This is a genomic window from Enterobacter sp. RHBSTW-00175 (assembly GCF_013927005.1).
Lineage (GTDB): Bacteria > Pseudomonadota > Gammaproteobacteria > Enterobacterales > Enterobacteriaceae > Enterobacter.
In genome coordinates, this window is record NZ_CP055930.1 from 2,717,342 (window position 1) to 2,743,100 (window position 25,759).

The 25,759-nt window shown below is 56.4% G+C and carries 21 protein-coding genes; 14 read left to right on the forward strand and 7 right to left on the reverse strand.

The features are described from left to right. Nucleotides 1-15 precede the first annotated feature (15 nt). The 11 genes from cybC to HV107_RS12910 all read left to right on the forward strand — a co-directional run bounded on the left by cybC (nt 16) and on the right by HV107_RS12910 (nt 9,370). Nucleotides 16-402, forward strand: a complete 387-nt coding sequence (cybC, locus tag HV107_RS12860; RefSeq protein ID WP_182059377.1) for a cytochrome b562 — start codon at nt 16-18, stop codon at nt 400-402. Between the two features lie 320 nt (nt 403-722). Further along, entirely contained in the window at nt 723-1,061 is a 339-nt protein-coding gene (locus tag HV107_RS12865) for a glycine dehydrogenase (RefSeq protein WP_182059378.1), read from the forward strand. Nucleotides 1,062-1,071: 10 nt separating this feature from the next. Further along, nucleotides 1,072-1,434: an SFCGS family glycine-rich protein gene (locus HV107_RS12870; protein ID WP_014068671.1), complete on the forward strand. Its 363-nt coding sequence runs from the start codon at nt 1,072-1,074 to the stop codon at nt 1,432-1,434. Between the two features lie 2 nt (nt 1,435-1,436). Then, complete coding sequence (locus tag HV107_RS12875) at nt 1,437-1,736, forward strand: DUF4312 family protein (protein WP_006810338.1); 300 nt, start codon at nt 1,437-1,439, stop codon at nt 1,734-1,736. 22 nt (nt 1,737-1,758) lie between these two features. After that, nucleotides 1,759-2,535 (forward strand): DUF4311 domain-containing protein, encoded by a 777-nt coding sequence (locus tag HV107_RS12880; RefSeq protein ID WP_182059379.1) that lies wholly within the window; start codon nt 1,759-1,761, stop codon nt 2,533-2,535. Nucleotides 2,536-2,548: 13 nt separating this feature from the next. Further along, on the forward strand, nt 2,549-3,190 hold the full coding sequence (locus HV107_RS12885; protein ID WP_014068673.1) for a DUF4310 family protein: 642 nt from the start codon (nt 2,549-2,551) through the stop codon (nt 3,188-3,190). A gap of 42 nt (nt 3,191-3,232) precedes the next feature. Beyond that, nucleotides 3,233-4,366 (forward strand): amidohydrolase/deacetylase family metallohydrolase, encoded by a 1,134-nt coding sequence (locus HV107_RS12890; RefSeq protein WP_182059380.1) that lies wholly within the window; start codon nt 3,233-3,235, stop codon nt 4,364-4,366. After that, complete coding sequence (locus HV107_RS12895; protein ID WP_182059381.1) at nt 4,350-5,468, forward strand: DgaE family pyridoxal phosphate-dependent ammonia lyase; 1,119 nt, start codon at nt 4,350-4,352, stop codon at nt 5,466-5,468. Before HV107_RS12890 ends, HV107_RS12895 begins: the two co-directional genes overlap by 17 nt. Further along, entirely contained in the window at nt 5,465-6,205 is a 741-nt protein-coding gene (dagF, locus tag HV107_RS12900; RefSeq protein ID WP_166717730.1) for a 2-dehydro-3-deoxy-phosphogluconate aldolase, read from the forward strand. Before HV107_RS12895 ends, dagF begins: the two co-directional genes overlap by 4 nt. 92 nt (nt 6,206-6,297) lie before the next feature. Beyond that, on the forward strand, nt 6,298-7,440 hold the full coding sequence (locus HV107_RS12905) for a lactonase family protein (RefSeq protein WP_182059382.1): 1,143 nt from the start codon (nt 6,298-6,300) through the stop codon (nt 7,438-7,440). A gap of 19 nt (nt 7,441-7,459) precedes the next feature. Further along, nucleotides 7,460-9,370 carry a transcription antiterminator gene (locus HV107_RS12910; protein WP_182059383.1) on the forward strand — a complete coding sequence of 637 codons (1,911 nt, stop codon included), beginning with the start codon at nt 7,460-7,462 and terminating at the stop codon, nt 9,368-9,370. Between the two features lie 32 nt (nt 9,371-9,402). On the opposite strand, the gene nrdG is transcribed toward HV107_RS12910, so the two are convergent. The 5 genes from nrdG to treR form a co-directional block, all read right to left on the reverse strand. Next, nucleotides 9,403-9,867 carry an anaerobic ribonucleoside-triphosphate reductase-activating protein gene (gene nrdG, locus HV107_RS12915; protein WP_182059384.1) on the reverse strand — a complete coding sequence of 155 codons (465 nt, stop codon included), beginning with the start codon at nt 9,865-9,867 and terminating at the stop codon, nt 9,403-9,405. 141 nt (nt 9,868-10,008) lie between these two features. After that, complete coding sequence (nrdD, locus tag HV107_RS12920; protein WP_182059385.1) at nt 10,009-12,147, reverse strand: anaerobic ribonucleoside-triphosphate reductase; 2,139 nt, start codon at nt 12,145-12,147, stop codon at nt 10,009-10,011. Between the two features lie 374 nt (nt 12,148-12,521). Then, on the reverse strand, nt 12,522-14,180 hold the full coding sequence (gene treC, locus HV107_RS12925; protein ID WP_182059386.1) for an alpha,alpha-phosphotrehalase: 1,659 nt from the start codon (nt 14,178-14,180) through the stop codon (nt 12,522-12,524). A gap of 51 nt (nt 14,181-14,231) precedes the next feature. Beyond that, on the reverse strand, nt 14,232-15,650 hold the full coding sequence (gene treB, locus HV107_RS12930; protein ID WP_182063517.1) for a PTS trehalose transporter subunit IIBC: 1,419 nt from the start codon (nt 15,648-15,650) through the stop codon (nt 14,232-14,234). Nucleotides 15,651-15,777: 127 nt separating this feature from the next. Then, on the reverse strand, nt 15,778-16,725 hold the full coding sequence (gene treR / locus HV107_RS12935; RefSeq protein ID WP_182059387.1) for a trehalose operon repressor TreR: 948 nt from the start codon (nt 16,723-16,725) through the stop codon (nt 15,778-15,780). 390 nt (nt 16,726-17,115) lie between these two features. Between treR and mgtA the strand changes: the two genes are divergently transcribed. The 3 genes from mgtA (at nt 17,116) to HV107_RS12950 (ending at nt 23,673) form a co-directional block, all read left to right on the forward strand. Next, nucleotides 17,116-19,824 (forward strand): magnesium-translocating P-type ATPase, encoded by a 2,709-nt coding sequence (gene mgtA / locus HV107_RS12940; RefSeq protein ID WP_182059388.1) that lies wholly within the window; start codon nt 17,116-17,118, stop codon nt 19,822-19,824. 198 nt (nt 19,825-20,022) lie between these two features. After that, a complete protein-coding gene (locus HV107_RS12945) occupies nt 20,023-22,407 on the forward strand; it encodes a beta-N-acetylhexosaminidase (protein ID WP_182059389.1) in 2,385 nt (794 codons plus the stop codon). Nucleotides 22,408-22,518: 111 nt separating this feature from the next. After that, entirely contained in the window at nt 22,519-23,673 is a 1,155-nt protein-coding gene (locus HV107_RS12950) for an IS481 family transposase (protein WP_182059390.1), read from the forward strand. An 87-nt stretch (nt 23,674-23,760) separates the two neighbouring features. On the opposite strand, the gene gbpA is transcribed toward HV107_RS12950, so the two are convergent. Then, a complete protein-coding gene (gene gbpA, locus HV107_RS12955; protein WP_182059391.1) occupies nt 23,761-25,212 on the reverse strand; it encodes an N-acetylglucosamine-binding protein GbpA in 1,452 nt (483 codons plus the stop codon). Nucleotides 25,213-25,342: 130 nt separating this feature from the next. Beyond that, on the reverse strand, nt 25,343-25,729 hold the full coding sequence (gene ridA, locus HV107_RS12960; RefSeq protein ID WP_014068687.1) for a 2-iminobutanoate/2-iminopropanoate deaminase: 387 nt from the start codon (nt 25,727-25,729) through the stop codon (nt 25,343-25,345). Between the last annotated feature and the right edge of the window lie 30 nt (nt 25,730-25,759).

Below are 25,759 nucleotides of genomic sequence, written 5' to 3' on the forward strand. Positions count from 1 at the left end.
AAAAGGAAGTGAGCAATGCGTAAACATCTGTTGGCGATCGTCGCGGCTTCAACGTTGGTTCTTGGCTCAACTGCGTTTGCTGCCGATCTTGAAGAAGATATGGGCATCCTCGGTACCAATCTGAAAGTGGTGCAGAAAACCGATAATGCGTCCGAAATGAAAGATGCATTAACCAAAATGCGTGAAGCGGCTCTGGATGCGCAGAAAGCGACGCCAGCGAAGCTGGAAAGCAAAGCGGCAGACAGCGCAGAAATGAAAGATTACCGCCACGGTTTTGATATCCTGGTCGGCCAGATTGACGGTGCGCTGAAACTGGCGAACGAAGGTAAAGTGAAAGAGGCGAAGGCGGCGGCTGAGCAGTTCGTGACGACCCGCAACACTTATCACAAAAAATACCGCTAACAGACTCAGCATCTGACGCAACAGCAAGGCGAGGGCGTACTGCTCTCGCTTTTTTTATGCATCGTAATAAGTAAACCCTATCTCTGTCACATTTCTGCGACTCCCCCACCCGTTGTTTTCGTGTTCTGCCCTGCCGTTTTGTTGATTGGTTATGTGATGTTCCTCACGTAAAACCAGCGAATTGTCATCATTCAGCGCATTTATGTGGCACAGATCACTGCCGCCGCCCGCCTTTCCACTTCGAAGTGGAAAACAACTCGCTACAAACAATTAACGGCCAACGTTAGTTTTATCTCAGAGACATTAACGGGGTAAGACGAGTGATTAACGGAGCGGTAATGAACGACGTTGGAGACCAGGCGGTACAAACAGAGCAGCTCGCGACCACCATGCTTGAGCAGGTTTATGCCCTGTTGGCCCGGCACAACATCATCCCCAATGCAGTACAGGAACAGATGCTGACTTCACACGTTCGCGCCATGGCGCACCGGTCTGTGACCGGCGAGCCGCTGCCGGAAGTCGAAGCGGAATTGTTCGACGAAATTTCACCCGATTCAATGCGACTTGCCCGCGAAGTGGTGGCGCAGTTTGGCAACCTTCCTGATGAAGAAGCCTGGCTGCTCTCCGTTCACTTTGAAGTCGCAAAAGACAACCTTTAAGGAGCAACACATGGAACAAATTACAGTCGTGATTGGCGATCGCCTGGGTAAAGGTCAGAAAGTGGCGGCCGGTATCGAAAAAGCAGGTGGACGTGCGGTGGTTGTGCCGGGTATGGCAGCGGATATGAAGCTGGGTGACGTGATGAAAGCGGAAAACGCCACCTTCGGCATCTCCTTCTGCGGCAGCGGTGGCGCGGGCGCAATTACCGCCCAAACCAAATATGGCTACAAAGCAAAATACGGTATGCGTTCAGTGGAAGAGGGCGTAACCGCCATCAATGAAGGCTGCAATGTACTCGGCTTTGGCTTTATGGATAAAGAAGAGCTGGGCGAGCGTCTGGTACAGGCGTGGCAGAAGAAGCACGGCGCGTAAGCATGAAAGAACAATTCACAACCACGGTGAGAGTGAAGGGAAAAGGCGATGCCAAAGCGCGCGCCTTTGCCGATGCACTTAACCACGTTCAGGCCGCGGTGATGAAAGCCTCACCGCATATCTTACTGCGTATTGAGCCACAGGATGTGCAGGTCGTTCAGGCGCAAGAAGCGGTGCGAAAAGAGGCATTTCTGTTCTTCTTTTTGCGCCGGGAAAGACGCACCTACAGCGTGGAGCTGGATGTGACTGTCAACGTGACCGCCATCAATCTCGACCAGGTGGATTTCGTCACGCAACGCTGATTATTCATAAAAGGGCAGACTGATGTTCTTAATTATATTAATAAAATCGCTCATTATTGGCGGCCTGGTTGGCGTCGGTGTGGGGGCCGGGGCTGCACGCATGTTTCATGCGCCTACCACTCAGGGTATGGGCGCGTTTCGTACGTTGGGGGAACTGAACTCCTGTGAAGGGGATCCGGCTTCTCACTTCTCCTTTGGGTTAGGCTTCTTCTTTAACGCCTGGGCCTCTTCCGTGGCCGCAGGTGCATTCACTCAGGACGTTGACCACCGCATTATCCCGAACTGGGGCGCGGCGGCGCTGATGATCAAAAACCGTAATGTCGGTGAAACACTCCACGACCCACGCAAAATGGCGATTGCCTGCGGCGTGATCGGCATGATCGTCGTGACCTTCCTTAACCTTACCGCCTCTTCCGTTCCGGCTGCGCTCCAGGTGACCGCCGTTAAGGTGCTGGTACCGGCAGCCAACCTGCTGGTGAACACCGTGATGCCGGTGATTTTCTGGCTGGCGGCTATCGATGCGGGCAAAAAATCTGGCTTCTGGGCTACCGTGTTTGGCGGCGCAGCGCAGCTGATTATGGGGAACGCCGTGCCGGGTCTGGTGCTGGGTATCCTGATTGGTAAAGGCGTTGAAGAGAGCGGCTGGAACCACGTCACCAAAGTGATGATGGTCGCCATCGTGGCGCTGTTTGTCCTGAGCGGCTTCTTCCGCGGCTTCGACATGAAGATGATCGAATCCTTCCATCTGACCGTGCCGAACTGGCTCGACATGATCCACAACTCGCTCAGCGGTAAATAACAGGAGCCTCTACATGGAACAGAATAAAGGTTTTTGGTATGCCGACTGGTCGTTCCCGATTTTCGTTGGCCTGCTCTCTTCCGGCGTGTTCGCCGGGACGCACATGTACTACCTGTATGGCATTGGCGCGTTTAACGAAGTGGCCTTCGTGGCGATGCTGAAAGCGGGTATCGATACCGGCGTGTACGGCGCGGTGGCGGCGTTTGGCGCAAGCTTCCTGTTCGCGCGCATCATCGAAGGGTCTCTGGTCGGTATTCTCGATATCGGCGGTGCCATCCAGACCGGCGTGGGCCTTGGTGTGCCCGCGCTGCTGCTGGGTGCGGGCATTATGTTCCCGGTGACCAACTTTATTGCCGCGCTGATTACTGGCCTGGTGATTGGTCTGGCTATTGGTTACGTCATCATCCTGGCGCGTAAATTCACCATCAATCAGAGCAACTCCACCTACGGGGCTGACGTGATGATGGGCGCAGGTAACGCTTCCGGCCGCTTCCTCGGGCCGTTGATTATCCTTAGCGCCATGACCGCCTCCATTCCAATCGGTGTCGGTTCACTGCTGGGCGCGCTGCTGTTCTATATCTGGCAGAAGCCAATCACCGGCGGTGCAATCCTCGGTGCAATGCTGTTGGGCTGGCTGTTCCCGGTCGCCCTTTAATACCTGCGGGCGCTCCGGCGCCCGTCTTATCAGGAGAACCCCATGTTTGATTTACTCCTGCGCCGTGCGCGCCTTACCGACGATACCCTGACCGATATCGCCATTCAGGACGGGAAAATTGCGGCGCTTGGCGAGATTGACGCCCCCGCCCGTAAAACGGTTGAGCTTAATGGCGAAGTGTTCGTCAGCGCAGGCTGGATTGACTCCCACGTACACTGCTACCCGAATTCCCCGATTTACCACGACGAGCCGGACAGCGTCGGCATCGCTACCGGCGTGACCTCCGTGGTGGATGCGGGCAGTACCGGCGCGGATGACGTGGACGATTTTTACGCCATCACCCGCAAAGCCTCAACCGAGGTCTTTGCCCTGCTGAATATCTCCCGCGTGGGGCTGATTGCCCAAAACGAGCTGGCCAATATGGCCAATATTGACGCGGATGCCGTGAAGCAGGCCGTTAAACGCCATCCTGATTTTATCGTCGGCCTGAAAGCGCGCATGAGCAGCAGCGTGGTCGGTGAAAATGGCATCACCCCGCTGGAGCGTGCCAAAGCTATCCAGAAAGAGAACGGCGACCTGCCGCTGATGGTGCACATTGGCAACAACCCGCCAAATCTCGACGAAATCGCTGAGCTGCTGAGTTCCGGCGACATCATTACCCACTGCTACAACGGCAAACCGAACCGCATTCTGACCCCATCCGGCGAGCTGCGCGCGTCCATCACCAGCGCCCTGAAACGCGGCGTACGTCTGGACGTGGGCCACGGTACGGCGAGCTTCAGCTTTGAGGTGGCGAAACGCGCCATCGCGATGGGCATTCTGCCGCACACCATCAGCTCGGATATTTACTGCCGCAACCGCATTAATGGCCCGGTCGGCTCGCTGGCGAGCGTGATGTCGAAATTCCTCGCTATCGGTATGTCGCTGCCGCAGGTGATTGAGTGCGTGACCGCAAATGCTGCCGACGGCCTGCGCCTGACGCGCAAAGGGCGTATTGAGCCTGGTCTCGACGCTGACCTGACGCTGTTCACCATTAAGCGCCAGCCAACGGTATTAACCGATGCCGAAAACGACAGCCTTCAGGCTGAACACATTCTGGTGCCGCTTGCCGCGATCCGCGCGGGCAAGGGCTACATGACCGAACAAGGGAGCACGGAACATGCCTTCGATTTATGAGAAGTACAATTTAAAACAGGTCATCAACACCTCTGGCCGCATGACGGCGCTGGGTGTTTCAACGCCACGCCCGGAAGTGGTGCAGGCGGCGATGGACGGGATGAACCAGTACTTCGAAATGAAAGATCTGGTGAACAAAACCGGTGAATACATTGCGGATCTGCTGGATGTGGAAGGGGCGACCGTTGTCTCTTGCGCTTCAGCGGGCATTGCCCAGTCCGTGGCGGCGGTGCTGGTGAAAGACAGCGACTGGCTGCTGGAAAACCTGCACGTCACCCCGATTGAGAACAACGAAATCGTGCTGCCGAAAGGCCACAACGTTAACTTTGGCGCGCCGGTCGGCACCATGGTGGTGCTGGGCGGCGGCAAGCTGGTGGAAGCGGGTTATGCCAACGAATGTTCTGCCGATCAGCTGGCGGCAGCCATCACTCCGCGCACGGCGGCGATCCTGTACATCAAGTCTCACCACTGCGTGCAGAAAAGTATGCTCAGCGTAGAGCAGGCGGCAGTGGTGGCGCGTAAACACGGCCTGCCGCTGATTGTGGATGCGGCAGCGGAAGAAGATCTGCACGTTTACTACCGTTCCGGCGCAGACCTGGTTATTTACAGCGGTGCGAAGGCGATCGAAGGGCCAACCAGCGGTCTGGTGATCGGCAAAACACAGTATGTTGAGTGGGTGAAACGACAGACGGCGGGCATTGGCCGTGCGATGAAGGTGGGTAAAGAGGGCATTCTTGGCCTGACCTGCGCCATCGAACACTACCTGACCGCGACCAAAGAAAGCGGTGCCGGGATGGTGGCCAAGATGACGCCGTTTATCGACGCGCTGAACACCCTTAACGGCGTCACCGCTCGCGTGGTCTGGGACAGCGCCGGTCGAGATATCGCGCGCGCTGAAATCAAGTTTGACGAAGCCACCACCGGTATGGGCACCGGCGAGCTGGCGAACCGCCTGAAGCAGGGCGAATATGCGATTTATTTCCGTGGCTACAAAGCCAACGAAGGGATTATCGAAGCGGACGTGCGCAGCGTGAATGCAGAGCAGCTGAACATTGTGTACCGCCGCATTAGCGAAGTATTAGGACAGGAGAAACACGCATGAAACTGACCCCCAACTTTTACCGTGACCGTGTCTGCCTGAACGTGCTGGCGGGTTCAAAAGCTAATGCCAGCGCCATTTACGAAGCGGCAGAAGGCCATGTGCTGGTGGGCGTGCTCTCCAAAAATTACCCGGACGTGGCAAGCGCGGTGGCCGATATGCGTGAATACGCGCAGCTGATTGATAACGCGCTCTCTGTTGGCCTGGGCGCGGGCGATCCGAACCAGTCGGCGATGGTGAGCGAGATCTCCCGTCAGGTACAACCGCAGCACGTGAACCAGGTCTTTACCGGCGTGGCGACCAGCCGCGCGCTGTTGGGGCAAAATGAATCTGTGGTCAACGGGCTGGTCTCTCCAACCGGGACTGTTGGCATGGTCAAAATCTCCACCGGCCCGCTGAGCAGCGCGGCACCGGACGGTATCGTGCCGGTAGAAACGGCGATTGCCCTGCTGAAAGATTTTGGCGGCAGCTCCATTAAGTATTTCCCGATGGGCGGCCTGAAGTGCCGTGATGAGTACAAAGCGGTAGCGGAAGCCTGTGCCCGCCACGACTTCTGGCTGGAGCCAACCGGCGGTATCGATCTGGAAAATTATGAGGAGATTTTGCAGATTGCGCTGGACGCGGGCGTGAGCAAAATCATCCCGCATATCTACAGCTCTATTATCGACAAAGCCAGCGGCGACACGCGCCCGGAAGATGTGCGAACGCTGCTTGAGATGACGAAAAAACTGGTTAAGTAATCCCAGCCCCTCCCCCAACGTTTTACTCCCTCTCCCTTTGGGAGAGGGCTGGGGTGAGGGGAAACACACCATACAAACCCGAAGGAGCCACCATGCACACCCGTAGCCTGCTTGTCGCTTCACTCTCAATGCTCGCCACCGCCGCCATCGCCCAGCCGCAATACGCCTGGGTGGGAACCTACAACCCCAACGGCGAAGGGCTATACCGCTTTACCGTTGACCCGCAAACCGGGGCGCTCGCCAACAAAACGCTGGTCAGCAAACTGCCCAATGCAGCGCAACTCACCGTCTCGCACGATGGCAAAACGCTGTACGTGGCAAGCGAAGTGGAGCAGGGCGTGGTGCAGGCATTACGCGTGGGGGATAACGGTGCGGTAAGCGAATTAAATCAGGTGGCTTCCGGTGGGGCTGGCCCGGTTTATCTCTCTTTAACGCCCAATGGCCGTCATCTGCTGGTGGCAAACTATGTGAGTGGCTCCATCGCCGTGTTGCCCGTGAAAGCGGATGGCAGCCTGGGCGACGCATCGGACACCCATCAGGATCAGGGTGAGCCAGGGGCGGCAAAACCGGAAGCCGCTGCGGAGGGGAGTTTTGCGGTAAGCGATCATAATGGCCCACATGCGCACATGATCGCCGCCGATCCTCGCGGGAAGTATGTCTTTTCCACCGATCTGGGGCTGGATCGTATCTACCAGTACCGTTTTGACGATCAAAGCGGAAAGCTGACGCCGAACGATCCACCGTTTATCAGCGCCTCCTCAAAAGGTGCCGGGCCGCGCCACTTCGTCTTTACGCCAAAAGGTGATGCCCTGTGGCTGATTAACGAAGAGGCGTCTACGCTGACCCATTATGTCGTGAATGCAAATGGCACCCTGAAAGAGGGCAAAACGCTTTCGGCGTTGCCCGCAGGCTATAAAGGCACCAGTTTTGCTGCCGGGCTGGTGTTAAGCGCAGACGGTAAACAGCTGTATGTGGCTAACCGTTTGCATAACAGCATCGGGCACTTTACCGTAACAGCTGATGGCACGCTGACGCATCAGGACGATGTCTGGACGCGTGGTGATTACCCGCGCTCGCTGACGCTGGATAAACAAGGGCGCTGGCTATACGTCATGAATCAGCGCAGCGACAACATCACCCGATTCCGCGTAGCGGAAGGCGGCAAACTCAGCTTCGAACCGGACTATACGCCGGTTGGCAGCCCATCCCAGATGGTTATTTCACCTTCTCCCTGAGCCGTAAGAGGACAACGACGTGCGATTCCCGAACCAACGTTTAGCGCAACTTTTCGAACTGTTGCAAAACGAAACGCTGCCACAGGACGAGCTGGCGCAGCGGCTGTCGGTGTCCACGCGTACCGTCCGTGCTGATATCACAGCCCTGAATGCGCTGCTGGCGAGCCACGGCGCACAGTTTATTCTGAGCCGGGGTAATGGTTACCAGCTCAAAATAGACGATGCGGCGCGCTATCAGCAGCTACAGGATTCTCATCCGCGTGCGCTGCGTATTCCCCGTACGGGGCCGGAGCGGGTGCACTATCTGGTGGTGCGTTTTCTGACGTCGGCCTTTTCGCTCAAGCTTGAAGATCTGGCAGACGAGTGGTTTGTCAGCCGCGCCACACTGCAAAGCGACATGGTGGAAGTGCGCGAGTGGTTCCACCGCTACAACCTGACCCTGGAAACCCGCCCGCGCCATGGCATGAAGCTGTTTGGCAGCGAGATGGCGACCCGCGCCTGTCTGACCGACCTGCTCTGGGAGCTGGCACAGCAGGACAGCCTGAACCCGCTGGTCACCGAAGTGGCGCTGAATGCGGGCGTTCCTGAACAGATGGTCACGGTGCTGCATGATGTGCTAACCCGCCACCACATCCGCCTGACGGACGAAGGCGAACTGTTCCTGCGCCTGTATTGCGCGGTGTCGGTTCGCCGTATCAGTGAAGGCTATCCACTGCCTGAATTCCACGCGGAAGATGTGGAAGAGAACGTGCGGGAAGCAGCGAAAGACATCGCGGTGACCATTCAACAGCTGGCGGGTAAGGCGCTTGCCCCCTCGGAAGAGAGCTGGCTTTGCGTGCACATTGCCGCGCGCCAGATCCAGGAGATCGCCCCAAGTGCCATCAACGCCGACGATGATGAAGCGCTGGTCAATTACATCCTGCGCTACATCAACACCCACTATAACTACAACCTGCTCAGTGATGAGCAGCTGCACGCAGACTTACTCACGCACATTAAAACCATGATCACCCGCGTGCGGTATCAAATTATGATCCCCAATCCGCTGCTGGATAACATCAAACAGCACTACCCGATGGCCTGGGACATGACCCTGGCGGCGGTATCAAGCTGGGGCAAATACACGCCGTATGTGATCAGCGAAAACGAGATTGGCTTCCTGGTGCTGCATATCGGCGTGGGGCTTGAGCGCCACTACAACATTGGCTACCAGCGCCAGCCCCGTGTGCTGCTGGTGTGCGATGCGGGCAACGCGATGGTGAGAATGATTGAAGCGGTGCTCCAGCGTAAATATCCGCAGATTGAGGTGACGCGCACCCTCACACTGCGTGAGTACGAGCAGGCAGAAAGCCTCAGCGAAGATTTTGTTATCTCCACCGCCCGTATCAGCGAAAAGGCGAAACCGGTGGTGATGATCGCCCCGTTCCCGACCGACTACCAGCTGGAGCAAATCGGCAAGCTGGTGCTGGTGGACCGCACTCGCCCGTGGATGCTGGATAAATACTTCGACGCCGCTCATTTCCGCATTATCGATAAACCCATCGACCAGCAGACGCTGTTCCGTGAACTGTGTGGGCAGCTTGAAAGCGAAGGCTTTGTTGGCGCGGAGTTTCTCGATTCCGTTGTCGAGCGTGAGGCTATCGTCAGCACCATGCTCGGTGAAGGAATTGCGTTGCCGCACTCCCTGGGCCTGCTGGCGCAGAAAACCGTGGTCTATACGGTGCTGGCGCCGCACGGCATCCCGTGGGGCGATGAAACCGCGCATGTGATTTTCCTGCTCGCTATAAGCAAAAGCGAGTATGAAGAGGCAATGGCGATCTACGATATTTTTGTCACCTTCCTGCGCGAACGGGCAATGACGCGGCTTTGCGGCTGTAAGGATTTCGCCGGGTTTAAGGCGGTGGCGATGGAGAGTTTGAGCCGGTTTTGAGATGAAGGCGGATAGAGGATATCCGCCTTCAGTCACCGCAAGTGATGCACAACCTGGTTACTGCTGCCGCGCCAGATAAGCGCCGGGTCTTTTAAATCCTGCACGAATTTGCCATCGACCAGCACGTTAATCAGATCCACCACCTCCATTTGGGCGGTGTTCAGTTCATCCAGCTTATAGCCCGTCCATACCCAGATATCTTTTCCCGCGCATTCGCGGCGAATGCGTTTAACCAGCTTCAGGATCTCCGGTACATTTTGCGGATGCAGCGGATCGCCTCCCGACAGCGAAATGCCCTGGCGGTGAATGCGCGTGTCGTTCAGGTCGTTGATGATCCGGTCTTCCATCTCCTGGGTGAATGGCATCCCGGAATTTACACGCCAGGTGCTTTTGTTGTAGCAGCCATGGCATTCGTGAACGCACCCTGAAACGAACAGGGTGCAGCGGGTGCCGGGGCCGTTGACGATGTCGACGGGGTAGTACTGGTGATAGTTCATAACGTTAACCTGATGCCCTCACCCCGGCCCTCTCCCACAGGGAGAGGGAGAAAACCGGAGTCAGGCTCAACAATGTACTCGATCGGTTCCCTCTCCCTTGAGGGAGAGGGTTAGGGTGAGGGGGAAAATCCGGCGAAAAACTTAACCTAACTGCCCATTCCCTAAATGTTTCACGCGGCGTTTCACCTCTTCCTGCTTACCGGCGTTAAACGGACGTGCATCCGGGCTGCCAAGATAACCGCATACGCGGCGGGTGACGGAAACACGGGCCGCATCGTGGTTACCGCATTTCGGACAGGTGAAGCCTTTGCTGGTGCACTCAAACTCACCGGTGAAGCCGCACTCGTAGCACTCGTCGATTGGCGTGTTCGTGCCGTAATATGGCACGTGCTGGTAGCTGTAATCCCACACGTCTTCCAGCGCTTTCAGGTTGTGCTGGATGTTCGGGTACTCGCCATAACAGATGAAACCACCGCTGGCGATTGGTGGGTAAGCCGCTTCGAAGTCGATCTTGTCGTACGGGTTTACCTTTTTCTCAACGTCCAGGTGGAAGCTGTTGGTGTAGTAACCTTTGTCGGTTACCCCTTCCACAATGCCGAACTCCGCGGTGTCGAGGCGGCAGAAACGGTCGCACAGGTTTTCACTTGGTGTGCTGTACAGACTGAAACCGTAGCCCGTCTCATCTTTCCACTGGTCAACCGCATCGCGCAGACGCTGGACGATAGCGACGCCTTTCTCACGCAGGGCGTTGCTGTCGTACATATGCGTGTCGCCACACAGCGCGTTAATGGTTTCGTGAATGCCGATGTAACCCAGCGAAATTGACGCCCGGCCGTTTTTGAAGATTTCTGATACGTCATCGTCCGCTTTCAGACGCACGCCGCAGGCCCCTTCCATATAGAGGATGGGCGCGACGCGGGCTTTCACCCCTTCCAGGCGCGCAATACGGGTCATCAGTGCTTTACGGGCCAGTTGCAGACGCTCATCCAGCAGTGTCCAGAAAGCGGCTTCATTGCCTTTGGCTTCCAGCGCGATACGCGGCAGGTTAAGGCTGATCACGCCCAGGTTGTTACGCCCGTCGTGGATCTGCTCGCCGTTTTCATCTTCATACACGCCGAGGAAGCTGCGGCAGCCCATTGGCGTTTTGAACGAACCCGTGACTTTCACTACCTGGTCATAGTTCAGGATGTCCGGGTACATACGCTTGCTCGCGCATTCCAGCGCCAGCTGTTTGATGTCGTAGTTCGGATCGCCAAACTTATGATTCAGACCGTCGCGGATAGCGAACACCAGTTTCGGGAACACGGCGGTTTTGCGGTTTTTGCCGAGGCCAGAAATACGGTTGCGCAGAATGGACTGCTGGATCAGGCGCGATTCCCAGCTGGTACCCAGGCCAAAGCCAAAGGTCACAAACGGGGTCTGGCCGTTTGCGGTATGCAGCGTGTTTACTTCATATTCGAGCGACTGGAATGCGTCGTAGCACTCTTTTTCAGTGCGTGAATGCGCATAGCCGTCCGCGTCCGGGATCTGCCACTCTTCGGCGGTTTTACGGTGTTTGTTGAAGCTCGCCGTGACAAACGGGGCCAGCACTTCATCAATACGGTTAATGGTGGTGCCGCCGTAAATGTGGCTGGCAACCTGCGCGATAATCTGGGCGGTCACCGCCGTGGCAGTGGAGATCGATTTTGGCGGTTCAATCTCGGCGTTACCCATTTTAAAGCCGTGAGTCAGCATGCCTTTCAGATCGATCAACATACAGTTGAACATCGGGAAGAACGGCGAATAGTCGAGATCGTGGTAGTGGATCTCACCGCGTTCGTGCGCGGAAACCACATCGCGTGGCAGCAGGTGCTGGCGCGCATAGTGTTTGGCAACAATACCGGCCAGCAAATCGCGCTGGGTAGGAATGACTTTACTGTCTTTGTTGGCGTTTTCGTTGAGCAGCGCAGAGTTGGTTTGCTCCACCAGGCCGCGAATATCCTGGTTCAGTCGGCCACGTTTTTCGCGCTGGACGTCACGGTCGTGACGGTATTCGATGTAAGCGCGGGCCAGCTGCTTATACGGGCCCGCCATCAGCTGGTTCTCAACAGCAGTCTGGATCTCGCTGATATCCACCTGGCTACGTTCGTTCATCTGGCTGCTAACGACTTCTGCGACGGTGGCGCAGTAATCTGCGTCATCGACTCCCGCTGCTTTAGCTGCACGCAGAATGGCTTCTTTGATGCGCTCTGATTTAAACGGCACTTTACAGCCATCACGTTTCATCACATGCGGTGTCATGATCACTCCATTTTAAAAACAGGTTATCCACAGAGGTGGAGAAGACTGCACCGGGCTGATGTATTGATAGCCCAGTCACTTCCCTCGTTCCCGACAGTTGTTATCCACAATTCCGGAGAGCTGAGTCGCCGTCTTGTTGTTGGAATAGTAGACGATAAATACAAGATGTTGGGTCGGCGTGCATTTTAAGTGCTACATATAGTGATTTGCATCAAACATGTTTGCGATTTATTTGATTCAGAACAAAGTAAAAAGACGAGAGTACAAATGACGGGCGCTACAGCGTTTGTAAATTGTGGCAGGAAAAATCTGATTAATAATTCAACAAAAACAGTAAGGTAAACCGGGCATATTGCTACGCCCGGCGATGAGAATTATGGCTGAAGCCACCAGACGGCTTCAAACGGACGCAGGGTCATGGCCTGCGTTGCGTTGGCTGCTTCTGCATAGTTGCTCATGACCACCTGCCATTCGCCGCTCTGTGCGTCTGGCTGCCATTGCTGGCATGCATTGCTGAGGTTTGCCGCCACGATCAGGGTTTGCCCCTGCCACTGACGACGGTAGCACCACAGGGCTGGGTGCTCAGGCAGCAGATCCTGATAATCCCCCCACGTCAGTACCGGCAGTGTTTTACGCAGCGCAATCAATGACTGATAGGTATAGAACACCGAATCCGGGTCGCTCAGTGCCGCGCAGGCGTTAATGCTCTGGTAGTTATCGCAGACCGCAATCCACGGTTCACCCGCTGTAAAACCGGCGTTTGGTGAGGCATCCCATTGCATTGGCGTCCGGCCATTATCACGGGATTTACTGGCGAGGATCTCCAGCAGCTCATCCGCTTCACGCCCTGCGGCGCGCAGCTCGGTGAACATATTCAGGCTTTCCACATCGCGATAATCCGTGATCTGGCGGAAGTGCGGGTTGGTCATGCCCAGCTCTTCACCCTGGTAGATATACGGCGTGCCCTGCATTCCATGCAGCACCATCGCCAGCATTTTCGCGGCAGGGACGCGATGCTCGCCCTCATCGCCAAAACGCGACGCGATGCGCGGTTGATCGTGGTTACACCAGAAGAGGGCGTTCCAGGCCACGTTGTGCATTCCCTGCTGCCAGTGGCTGAACAGGGTTTTCAGCGCCACGTAATCGGGCTGCGCTTTCGTCCATTTTTCACCGTCAGGGTAGTCCACTTTCAGGTGATGGAAGTTAAAGGTCATCGACAGTTCGCGCCCGTCCAGGGAGGCGTACTGCTGGCAGTTTTCTAACGAGGTGGAAGACATCTCGCCCACCGTCATCAGGTTGCGCGGGGCGAAGACGTCGCGGCTCATCTCCTGCAAATATTCATGAACGCGCGGCCCGTCGGTGTAAAAGCGGCGGCCATCGCCGTGCTCGTCATTCGGGAATGCCTGATCTTTGGAGATAAGGTTAATGACGTCGAGACGTAAACCGTCCACGCCGCGATCGGCCCAGAATTCGCACACTTTTTTCAGCTCGGTACGCACTGCCGGGTTTTCCCAGTTCAGGTCCGCCTGTTCCGGGGCAAACAGGTGCAGATAGTACTGCTCGCTGCCCGCGTGCCAGCGCCAGGCATTACCGCCAAATTTAGAGCGCCAGTTATTCGGCAGCAGGCCATCCGGCGTGCCGTCGCGCCAGATATAGAACTGGCGATACGGGCTCTCTTTGTTCAATGATTCGCGAAACCACGCGTGCTGGGTCGAGGTGTGATTAAGCACCATATCAAGCACAATGCGGATGCCGCGGGAATGGGCCTGCGCGACCAGCTCGTCAAAGTCATCCAGCGTGCCGTATGCCGGGTCGATAGCGGTATAATTCGCCACGTCATAGCCGTTATCAATCTGCGGAGAGATATAGAACGGGGTCAGCCAGATGGCATCAATACCGAGATTTTTCAGGTAGTCGAGGCGCTGCGTTACGCCGCGTAAATCCCCGGTACCGCATCCGGTTGTGTCCTGAAAACTCTTTGGGTAAATCTGATAGATGACACCGTTTTGCCACCACTGAGGAAGGGTATTCATAGTTCGTTCCTGCAAATGCGAAGGGGCGCAATTGCGCCCCGAAAGATGAAGTTAAACAATCTGCAACGTGCCCTGACGGTACTTACGCTGATAAACGAAGGTGGTCAGTGCCAGCGGGACAATAATCGCGATAGCCATGGCCAGCGCAAACACTTGCCAGAAGGCTGGCTGAATGGAGAGGATGCCCGGCAGGCCACCCACGCCAATCCCGTTTGCCATCACGCCGTTCAGGCCACACACCAGGCCCGCCAGGCCAGAGCCAATCATGGCGCACAGCATCGGGAAGCGGTATTTCAGGTTGATCCCGTACATCGCCGGTTCGGTCACGCCGAGGTAGGCAGAGATAGCCGCCGGAACGGAAATCTCACGCTCGTTATGCTTACGGCTGACGATAATGATGCCGGTTACCGCAGACGCCTGAGCAATGTTAGACAGCGCAATGATTGGCCAGACTGGCGTGCCGCCCATGCTCTGAATCATCTGCATATCAATGGCAAGCGTGGTCTGGTGCACACCGGTAATAACCAGCGGCGCATACAGGAAGCCAAACAGCGCAGCACCAATCGGTGCGAAGCTACCGGTCATCAGATGACGTACGGCAAAGGCCACGCCGTCGCCGATCATGCGGCCAAACGGGCCGATAAAGGCGTGGGCAAGGAACACGGCGATAATCAGTGAACAGACCGGAACCACCACCAGATAAAGGTAATCCGGGACGATGCGTTTTAAGCGAGTCTCAATAAAGCCCAGCGCCAGACCTGCCAGTAACGCCGGGATAACCTGCGCCTGATAGCCCACTTTCGCGATAGTGAACAGACCGAAGTTCCAGACTTCCGGCACCTGCTGACCCAGTAAGTAAGCGTTCATTAACTGCGGAGACACCAGCGTGACGCCAAGGACAATCCCCAGGATTGGCGTGCCGCCCATCTTACGCACCGCCGACCAGCAAATCCCGACAGGCAGATAGAAGAAGATGGCTTCGCCAATCAGCCACAGGAAATCGTAAACGGTCTTCAGTGACGGGTAGATTTGCGCCAGGGTTTTGCCGTCGCTCATCGGCACATCGCCGATCACGTTACGGAAACCTAAGATCAAGCCCCCGCTGATCAGCGCCGGCAGCAGCGGGAAGAAGATCTCCGCAAAGTGCGAGATCAGCTGCTCGTGCCATTTCATATTTTGACGCGCGGCCTGCTTCGCCTGCTCTTTATCAGCAGATGAGTGGCCAGTGGTGGCCAGCAGAGCCTGATAGTAATCGCCCACTTCTGTGCCGATAACCACCTGGAACTGCCCGGCGTTGGTAAAGCAGCCTTTCACCATCGAAAGCTCTTCAATGGCTTTCGGATTGGCTTTGGCCGGATCGTTCAGCACAAAGCGCAGGCGGGTAATGCAATGGCTGACGGTTGCGATGTTATCGCGACCGCCAACCAGGACGATCAACTGGTCGATATCAGCTTGTTTGACTTTGCTCATCATGAAACCTCATGACAGATGGATAAGGGTGTAATGACCTGAAAGCAAGCCTACTCGTTAAGCGTTCCGGGGAAAATGGGAACGTTCCCGAAATCAGGCGAAGATCACAATAATCCGTTAATGTGGCTTAAGAGATATGCGCGGGGATCACTATCTGACGCGGTTCAGCACGGCCGTTGATCTGCTCGATCAACTGGCTCGCCGCCTGGCGTCCTGCTTCGGCGTAGCCGGGGTCGACGGTGACTATTTCGGGGTGCAAAAACTTCATCAGCGGCGTGCTGCCAACACTTGCGAGTTGCAGATTATCGATCCGTTGTTCTTGCAGATATTTGCTGGCACCCAGCGCCAGGGTATCGGTGGCGCACACCAGCGCAGTGGTTTGCGGCGTCAGGACGTCTGCCACTTTTTCGTAGCCTTGCTTCATGGCCAGACCCGGCAGGGCAGCCACGGCAGGAAGTGCGTATTTTTTGCAGAATGCCAGATAGGCTTCATGACGGCGTTTGCCGGTGGTGACGTCCGCATGGGGCACGCCGAGGAAGCTGATATGGCGATGGCCTTGATCGTATAAGCGCTGCATCAACGTGTAGATAGCGCCTTCATCGTCATAACAGACAGAGGCAAAACCACTGGCATCGCGCGCCAGCAGCACCAGCGATGGCTGCCAGGGTTTAAGCATCTCTTCTTTAATGCCGGTAAAGCCAAACAGCACCACGCCATCGATGTTGCGGCGTTGCAGCATTCCCAGGTGCTCTTCCACCAGCTGTGGCGAAAACTGGCTTTCCATCATAATCGGGTCGTAACCCTGTTCGTAGAAGGCAGGCAGCATGGTCTGAACGGCCAGGTTTTCAGACAGGGAATCGAGGCGCGACACAATAATGGCGACCACTTTGTCACTTTGCCCGCGCATGGCGCGCGCGGAGCGGGAAGGGGAAAAACCGTGCTGATTCATAACCGCCTCGACGCGCTCGCGCGTGCGCTCGCTGACACCACTTTCGTTGTTCAGCACCCGCGACACGGTGGATTTCCCCACGCCGCTTAAACGTGCGATGTCTTTAATGGTAAGGCGATTTTGCATCCTCTATTCCCTGTAACAGCGACGGCGGTCGTCAATTGAGCGTAATGGTATAGCGTGATTTTGCTATGGGCAAAGTCTGGTTTACGTACGGTTTACTTGCGCGGGGTTATAATACCGCCCGAATCGTCACAAGCGGTACGGTTAATTCCCTGTATTGCGCGGCGAAATTCCGATTTTACTTACCGGAGGTTACATGGATCCCGATCCCACGCCTCTCCTGAACGGGAGTGCGTTTTCTTTTCGGTAAGCCAGCCTTTTGCTGTCTCACCGGTGATGTGAGGCAGCAACGTTCCCAACGTTTCTGCTAATAATTAAAGTGCCGCCAGGTACGGATTTACCGTGTCTGCCAGCAAATCTGCGTTCGCCGCTGCGCGCGCAGGAGAGCTTATTATGCTGAAAAATATCACCCGGCAGCTGCTTGATCAGCTGAGCCGCCACCTGCCACGCCGTCTTATCCAGCGTGACCCAATGCCAAACGCCAAAAATCTGGCGGGTGCGGCTATTCCTTCTTCCCTGACCGAGCGCTGCCTGAACGTGGCGGCGATGGACGAAAATGAAGTCTGGCGCGCCTTTGGTGGTCACCCGGAAGGGCTGAATGCAGCCGAAGTCGATAAAACCCGCGCCGAGCATGGCGACAATCAAATCCCGGCGCAAAAACCATCGCCCTGGTGGGTGCACCTGTGGGTTTGCTACCGCAACCCGTTCAATCTGCTGCTGACGGTACTTGGCATTATCTCGTATGCCACCGAAGACCTGTTTGCCGCAGGCGTTATTGCCCTGATGGTGGGGATTTCCACGCTGCTGAACTTCATTCAGGAAGCCCGCTCCACCAAAGCGGCCGATGCCCTGAAAGCGATGGTCAGCAACACCGCCACCGTTTCGCGCGTGATTAACGAACTGGGCGAAAACGCCTGGCTTGAACTGCCTATCGATCAGCTGGTTCCGGGCGATCTGGTGAAACTTGCCGCCGGCGATATGATCCCGGCAGATTTGCGCATCATTCAGGCGCGCGATCTGTTTGTCGCTCAGGCCTCGTTAACCGGCGAATCACTACCGGTGGAGAAAGTGGCACGTACCCGCGATCCGCAGCAGATGAACCCGCTGGAATGCGACACGCTGTGCTTTATGGGCACCACGGTGGTCAGCGGAACCGCGCAGGCCATTGTGACCGCAACGGGCGGTAACACCTGGTTTGGCCAACTTGCCGGGCGTGTAACAGAGCAGGAAAGCGAACCTAACGCCTTCCAGAAGGGGATTGGCCGCGTCAGTATGCTGCTGATCCGCTTTATGATGGTGATGACGCCGATTGTGTTGCTGATTAACGGCTACACCAAAGGCGACTGGTGGGAAGCGGCGCTGTTTGCGCTCTCTGTTGCCGTGGGCTTAACGCCAGAAATGCTGCCGATGATTGTCACCTCCACGCTGGCGCGCGGGGCGGTGAAACTCTCTAAGCAAAAAGTCATTGTTAAACACCTCGACGCTATCCAGAACTTTGGCGCGATGGACATCCTCTGCACCGATAAAACCGGGACGCTGACCCAGGATAAAATCGTGCTGGAGAACCATACCGATATCTCAGGCAAGACCAGCGAACGCGTGCTGCACAGCGCCTGGCTTAACAGCCACTACCAGACCGGGCTGAAAAACCTGCTCGACGTTGCGGTGCTGGAAGGCGTGGGTGAAGAGTCTGCCCGCGCGCTGTCTGGCCGCTGGCAGAAAGTGGATGAGATCCCGTTTGATTTTGAGCGCCGCCGTATGTCGGTGGTGGTGAGTGAACAGCAGGATGTGCATCAGCTGATCTGCAAAGGGGCGTTGCAGGAGATCCTTAATGTGTGCACCCAGGTACGGCACAACGGTGATATCGTCCCATTGGACGACATCATGCTGCGCCGTATCAAACGCGTGACCGACAACCTGAACCGTCAGGGGCTGCGCGTGGTGGCGGTGGCCAGCAAATTCCTGCCAGCGCGCGTTGGGGATTATCAGCGCATTGATGAATCAGACCTGATCCTTGAAGGCTACATCGCGTTTCTCGATCCGCCAAAAGAGACGACGGCTCCGGCGCTGAAAGCCCTGAAGGCGAGCGGTATCACCGTGAAAATCCTCACCGGCGACAGCGAGCTGGTGGCGGCAAAAGTGTGTCACGAAGTGGGGCTGGATGCCGGCGACGTGGTGGTGGGAAGCGAGATAGAACATCTTTCTAACGATGAGCTGGCCCGGCTTGCCCAGCGCACCACGCTGTTTGCCCGACTGACGCCGATGCATAAAGAGCGCATTGTTACGCTGCTGCGCCGCGAAGGGCATGTGGTGGGCTTTATGGGCGATGGCATCAACGATGCTCCGGCGCTGCGTGCGGCAGATATTGGTATTTCTGTTGACGGTGCCGTGGATATTGCCCGTGAAGCGGCGGATATCATTTTGCTGGAAAAAAGCCTGATGGTACTGGAAGAGGGGGTTATCGAAGGCCGCCGTACCTTTGCCAACATGCTGAAGTACATCAAAATGACCGCCAGCTCGAACTTCGGTAACGTCTTCAGCGTGCTGGTGGCGAGTGCGTTTTTGCCCTTCCTGCCAATGCTGCCGCTGCACCTGCTGATCCAGAACCTGATGTACGATGTCTCTCAGGTGGCGATCCCGTTTGATAACGTGGACGATGAGCAGATCCAGAAGCCACAGCGCTGGAACCCGTCCGATCTTGGCCGCTTTATGCTGTTCTTTGGGCCGATCAGCTCCATTTTTGACATTCTGACCTTCTGCCTGATGTGGTTTGTGTTCCATGCCAACACGCCTGAACATCAGACCCTGTTCCAGTCTGGCTGGTTCGTGGTGGGGCTGCTGTCGCAAACGCTGATTGTGCATATGATCCGTACCCGCCGTATTCCGTTTATTCAGAGCCGTGCCGCATGGCCGCTGATTGTGATGACGGGGATTGTGATGGTGCTGGGTATCGCGCTGCCGTTCTCTCCGCTGGCGAGTTATCTGCAATTGCAGGCGCTACCGCTGAGCTACTTCCCATGGCTGGTGGCGATCCTCGCGGGCTATATGGTGCTGACCCAGATGGTGAAAGGGTTCTATGCGCGCCGGTATGGGTGGCAGTAAAAAAATGCCCGGTGGCGCTGCGCTTACCGGGCCTACGATCCGAATGTAGGCCGGGTAAGGCGAAGCCGCCACCCGGCAACTGGCTTTCCTCCCAAATTCGACAACCTGTGATCTCTGTTGCGTCATTCTCTTGACGACAAATTGAGCGCATGTTAACAGAATGTTTTGCTTTTTTGGCCCGTCAAATAAGGAACATTCATGTTACGGTACAGTCTCTTAACCGCCGGGCTTATGCTCGGCGCTTCTGCGTTTGCCGCTCCGGCAGGTGACCTTCCTCTGATGCCCTGGCCTGCAAAGGTTGAACGCCCGACAACTCAGGGCGCGCTGGTGCTTAGCGATAATATCTCTGTAAGCGTCAGCGGTGATGACCTGGGTGACGCGGTCAACCGCCTGCGCCAGCGCATTGCGCTGCAAACCGGCTGGACGCTGCGACCGCAGGCCGAAAAGCCAGACAAACCCACCATCCACATCGACATCGCTAAAAAAGTGAAGCCGCAACCGCTGCCCGACAGTGATGAGAGCTACACGCTTAAGGTTGACGCAAACGGCGTGAATATCTCGGCCAACACCCGCTTTGGCGCACTGCGCGGGATGGAAACGCTGCTCCAGCTTATCCAGAACGGACCAGAAAATACCGCGATACCCTGGGTCACCATTGAGGATGCGCCGCGTTTCCCGTGGCGTGGGTTGCTGCTTGATTCCGCCCGCCACTTTATCCCGCTGAACGACATCAAACGCCAGATTGACGGGATGGCGGCGGCAAAACTGAACGTGCTGCACTGGCATCTGACCGACGATCAGGGCTGGCGCTTTACCTCGAAGCGCTATCCAAAGCTCACGCAGCTTGCCAGCGACGGGCAGTTTTACACCCCGGACCAGATGCGTGAGATCGTGCGTTACGCCACCGACCGTGGCATTCGCGTGGTCCCGGAAATCGACATGCCGGGCCATGCGTCGGCAATTGCTGTTGCCTACCCCGAGCTGATGAGTGCGCCAGGGCCTTATGAGATGGAACGCCACTGGGGGGGGCTGAAGCCGGTGCTGGATCCGACCAAAGAGGCAACTTACAGCTTTGCAGAGGCAATGGTCAGCGAACTGGCGGCGATCTTCCCCGATCCGTATCTGCATATCGGTGGCGATGAGGTGGACGACACGCAGTGGAAAGAAAACGCCGCCATTCAGAAATTCATGCGTGATAACAAGCTGGCAGACAGCCACGCATTACAGGCGTATTTCAACCGCAAGCTGGAAACGCTTCTTGAAAAACATCACCGGCAGATGGTGGGCTGGGACGAGATCTTCCATCCCGACCTGCCAAAAAGCATTCTGATCCAGTCCTGGCAAGGGCAGGATGCACTGGGGCAGGTGGCCGATAAGGGCTACAAAGGCATTCTCTCGACCGGTTTTTATCTCGACCAGCCACAGTCGACGGCCTATCACTACCGTAATGAGATCGTGCCGCAGGGCTTAAACAATGTGGATGTGATCGGCGATAACGACAGCCCACAGAGCTGGGCATTCACCCTGCCGCGCCTGAAAGGCAAGCCAGTAGAAGGGAGCTTTACCCTGGTGAAAGGCGATTCCGGCTGGCGAGGATTTATCGATTTTGCCGGCAAGTCGCGCCGCGCGGTTCAGAACATCGAATGGCGTAGCGATGACCAGGTGACGTTTACCGTTGATACCTGGATGGGCGAAACGCGCCCGGTGGTGACGGTGGGTACGGATACGCTGAGTGGCTATTTCCTGCTGGGCAACGCCCGTTACCCGGTCAGCGGCAAGCTGCTGGATGAGGTGCCAAAAGGTATCGCTCCGGTCGTGCCAGATGCTGCCCAACAGGCCAATCTGCTGGGTGGCGAAGCCGCGCTTTGGGCCGAAAACGTGGTTGCACCTGTGCTGGATATTAAACTCTGGCCGCGCACCTTTGCCGTGGCGGAACGCTTGTGGTCGGCGCAGGATGTGAACGATACCGACAACATGTACACCCGTTTGCAGGCGATGGATAGCTGGTCGACGGTGTCGGTGGGGCTTCAGCAGCACAGCCAGCAGCAGGCGTACTTCACCCGCCTGGCGAACAATGGCGACAGCCTGCCGCTGCTGATCCTCGCGCAGGCAGTGGAACCGGCCCAGTATTACACCCGCCAGCATCTGAAGTTCCAGGCCGGGAATTATCATCAGTTTGAGCCGCTCAACCGTTTTGCTGATGCGCTTAGCGCTGAAAGCGCCACCGTGCGTCAGATGAATAAATGGGTCGACAGGCTGGTCAGCGATGCAGAAGACACGGAAAGTGCGGATGCGCTGCGCCACGTGTTTAACCGCTGGCAAAGCAATACCAGCGATGCGCTGGCGCTGAGCGGAAACAACTATCAGCTCAGGGCGATTAAACCGGTGATTCAGGAAGTGGACAAGCTGGCCTCGATTGGCCTGCGCTTAACCGATCTGGTGGCGCGTCAGGGGACGCTGGATGACAAAGAAATTGCGTCGATTCAGGCTGAGCTGGATAACGCGGCGAAAATTCAGGATGAGGTGGTGATTGCGGCGGTTTACCCGCTGGAGACGCTGCTCAGAGCCACGCGGAATCAGTAGTAAAGAACCCTCACCCTAACCCTCTCCCTGTGGGTGTACGGTCCGGGGACATAGTGAACACTTGTTCGGGGACATGGTAGACACTTACAACTAAGGCATAAGAACCCGTTTATGGAGTCGCTTATGTCCTGGGATGCGAGAGATACCATGTCATTACGTACCGAGTTTGTTTTGTTCGCCTCGCAGGACGGGGCGAACATCCGTTCCCTCTGCCGTCGCTTCGGCATTTCACCTGCCACCGGCTATAAGTGGCTTCGCCGCTGGGCGGAGGAAGGGGCCTCCGGCCTTCAGGACCGCCCGCGCATACCGCACCATTCCCCGAACCGCTCATCTGACGACATCACTGCCCTGCTGCGTATAGCGCATGACCGCCATGAACGCTGGGGCGCACGCAAGATAAAGCGCTGGCTGGAAGACCAGGGGCACACCATGCCCGCCTTCAGCACCGTCCATAACCTCATGGCCCGTCACGGTCTGCTGCCGGGCACTTCACCGGGCATTCCCGCCACGGGACGGTTCGAACATGACGCGCCGAACCGCCTCTGGCAGATGGATTTTAAGGGCCACTTTCCCTTTGGAGGCGGCCGCTGCCATCCGCTCACCCTGCTGGACGACCACTCCCGATTTTCCCTGTGCCTGGCGCACTGTACCGATGAACGGCGCGAGACCGTGCAGCAGCAGCTGGTCAGCGTGTTTGAGCGCTACGGCCTGCCGGACCGGATGACGATGGACAACGGTTCTCCGTGGGGAGACACCACCGGCACCTGGACGGCGCTGGAGCTGTGGCTGATGCGTCTGGGTATCCGGGTGGGGCACTCCCGGCCGTATCATCCGCAGACGCAGGGTAAGCTGGAGCGTTTTCACCGGAGCCTGAAGGCAGAAGTGCTGCAGGGGAAGTGGTTCGCGAGCGGGGGCGAACTGCAGCGCGCCTTCGACCACTGGCGGACAGTCTATAACCTTGAACGCCCGCATGAGGCGCTGGATATGGCGGTACCGGGGTCGCGGTATAAGCCGTCAGAGCGGCAGTACAGCGGCAACACCACGCCCCCGGAATACGACGAGGGCGTGATGGTCAGGAAAGTGGATATCAGCGGAAAGCTGAGCGTGAAAGGGGTAAGTCTGAGCGCAGGCAAGGCGTTCAGGGGAGAACGGGTCGGGCTGAAGGAGATGCAGGAAGACGGCAGCTACGAGGTGTGGTGGTACAGCACGAAAGTGGGGGTGATCGACCTGAAGAAAAAGTCGATCACCATGGGTAAAGGATGTTAAAAAGTGTTCACCATGTCCCCGAACACCTGTCTACCATGTCCCCGGAACGTACAGTGGGAGAGGGCCGGGGTGAGGGGATCAGACGACTCAGTGCTTAAGAACCCACGCCTCTTTCCAGTGTGAACCTACGCCAGGCTCATACTGATTCGCATACTGACTCCACTGCACGCAGTAGCCGCTGTACGGGAATGGCTTACACTCATAGGTCTTACCGTCTTTTGGCTGCAACACTACCGTGCCCGCTTTATAGGCGGCGATGTTCGCCGGGAAACTAAAGTCGTAATGGCCCGTATTTCCGGTTGCTGCATCCTCTTCCAGCATCAGGTTCAGGACATCCTGCGCAAACAGGGTGCCGTCCTGATTAGTTGCGTAGTATTTCAGCATGTGGTGGCCCGGCTCAACGTTGGTCAGGGTCATGGTAACGTCCTGATTCACGTTGTTCATCTCCTGTTTCAGATAGCCTTTCTCCGCGCCGTTATGATTCATCACATGGGCTTCAAAATCCACGTTACCGTGGGTGTTCAGATGGAAGGAGACCGTGGCATTACCCTGCTCGATTTTGCTGTACTGAAGGCCTGATACCGCAATGGTTTCATTAACCTGCGCTTTCTGTTCTTCGTAGGAAATCGCTACCGATTTTAACGTGCTCCCCTCTTTGACGAAGATGCTGTTGGCTCCATGGATCGGGCTGATTTCACCGGAGGCATCTTTTACCCCTACGCGAATCGCGCTCTGCGCGGTGTTAAGCTTCTGCGCCAGATCGTAAGACCACTGGTTCGCGTCACCCTGTTCGGCAGAGGCGATGGTCATCTCTGTGCGCATGGCGGTCACTTCACCGTGAGCGTCAAAGAAGCGAGCAATCACTTTGTCGCCAGCATTCAGGTTATTCCCCGTGATCTGGCCGCTCAGCGTGGTGCTCCATTCGGAAACTACAGCTGGTGTTTCGTCGGGTTTGACCGTACCGTCATTACCGAAATCAACGTCAATAGCCTGATAGAAACTGTTTGTTGTATCAGCAATTTCCCATACGCCATAAATAACCTGGTAACCGGTACGTTCAGGTACATTACAATTCATACTCTGACGTGCAGCCGGTGCCTGGTTATTACCGTTGATAGTACAGAATGGGGTTGATTCAAATTGATCGCGAGTCAGCGGCTTATTTGGATCCCAATTCTGTTTGGTCATATAATAACGCCAGTTGGTGGTTTTGTGCGGCGCGGTGTGATACCAGACAAACTCATGCGGGCCTGCGGTCATCGGCGTTTTAGTCCAGGCATTCAGGCTCTGTTTATCAAGCTGTGAGTAGTTGGCAATGCCGGCGCTGGCGAGCTGTCCGTCTGGCGGCAATGCGCCCGCAGGGAAGCCGGAGGTTTTTTCCACGCTCTGCGGTTCATATTGCACGGAGCCACAATCAATATTTTGACCGAGCTTACACATATAGGCGCGGCTGGCCGGGGATTCAATATAACCGTGAGCGAAAGCGGATGAGGCAATGGTCAGTGTCGCCACCGCCAACGCAATTTTTGAAGGTTTCATTTTTAGTCCATTAATAATAGATAAGCATCTGATGTTATTAATGGGAGGAGGGGGATGTCATGCTGCGGCGAGAGGAAAAATATCCAAAAAAAATGGACAGCCGGAGCCGCCCATTATTAATTGAAATAAATTAACGACGTACTGCAATCGCTTCGATTTCAATTTTCACGTCTTTCGGCAGACGCGCCACTTCAACGCAAGAGCGCGCCGGGAATGTGGCATTGTGTTCGGTGAAGAATGCTTCGTAGGTCGCGTTTACGGTCGCGAAATCGTTCAGGTCTTTCACGAATACCGTGGTTTTCACGATATCGCCCACTTTCAGACCTGCGGATTCAACGATAGCCTGCACGTTTTCCAGTGACTGACGTGCCTGCGCGGCAACGTCTTCCGGCACGGCGCCGGTTTTCGGGTTAACCGGGATCTGGCCTGAGGTAATAATCATGCTACCCAGATCAACGCCCTGAACGTATGGGCCGATAGCCGCTGGTGCATTTTCCGTCGCGAGTACTTTGGTCATGATTTCTCCAGAATAACAGCTGATTTAAGA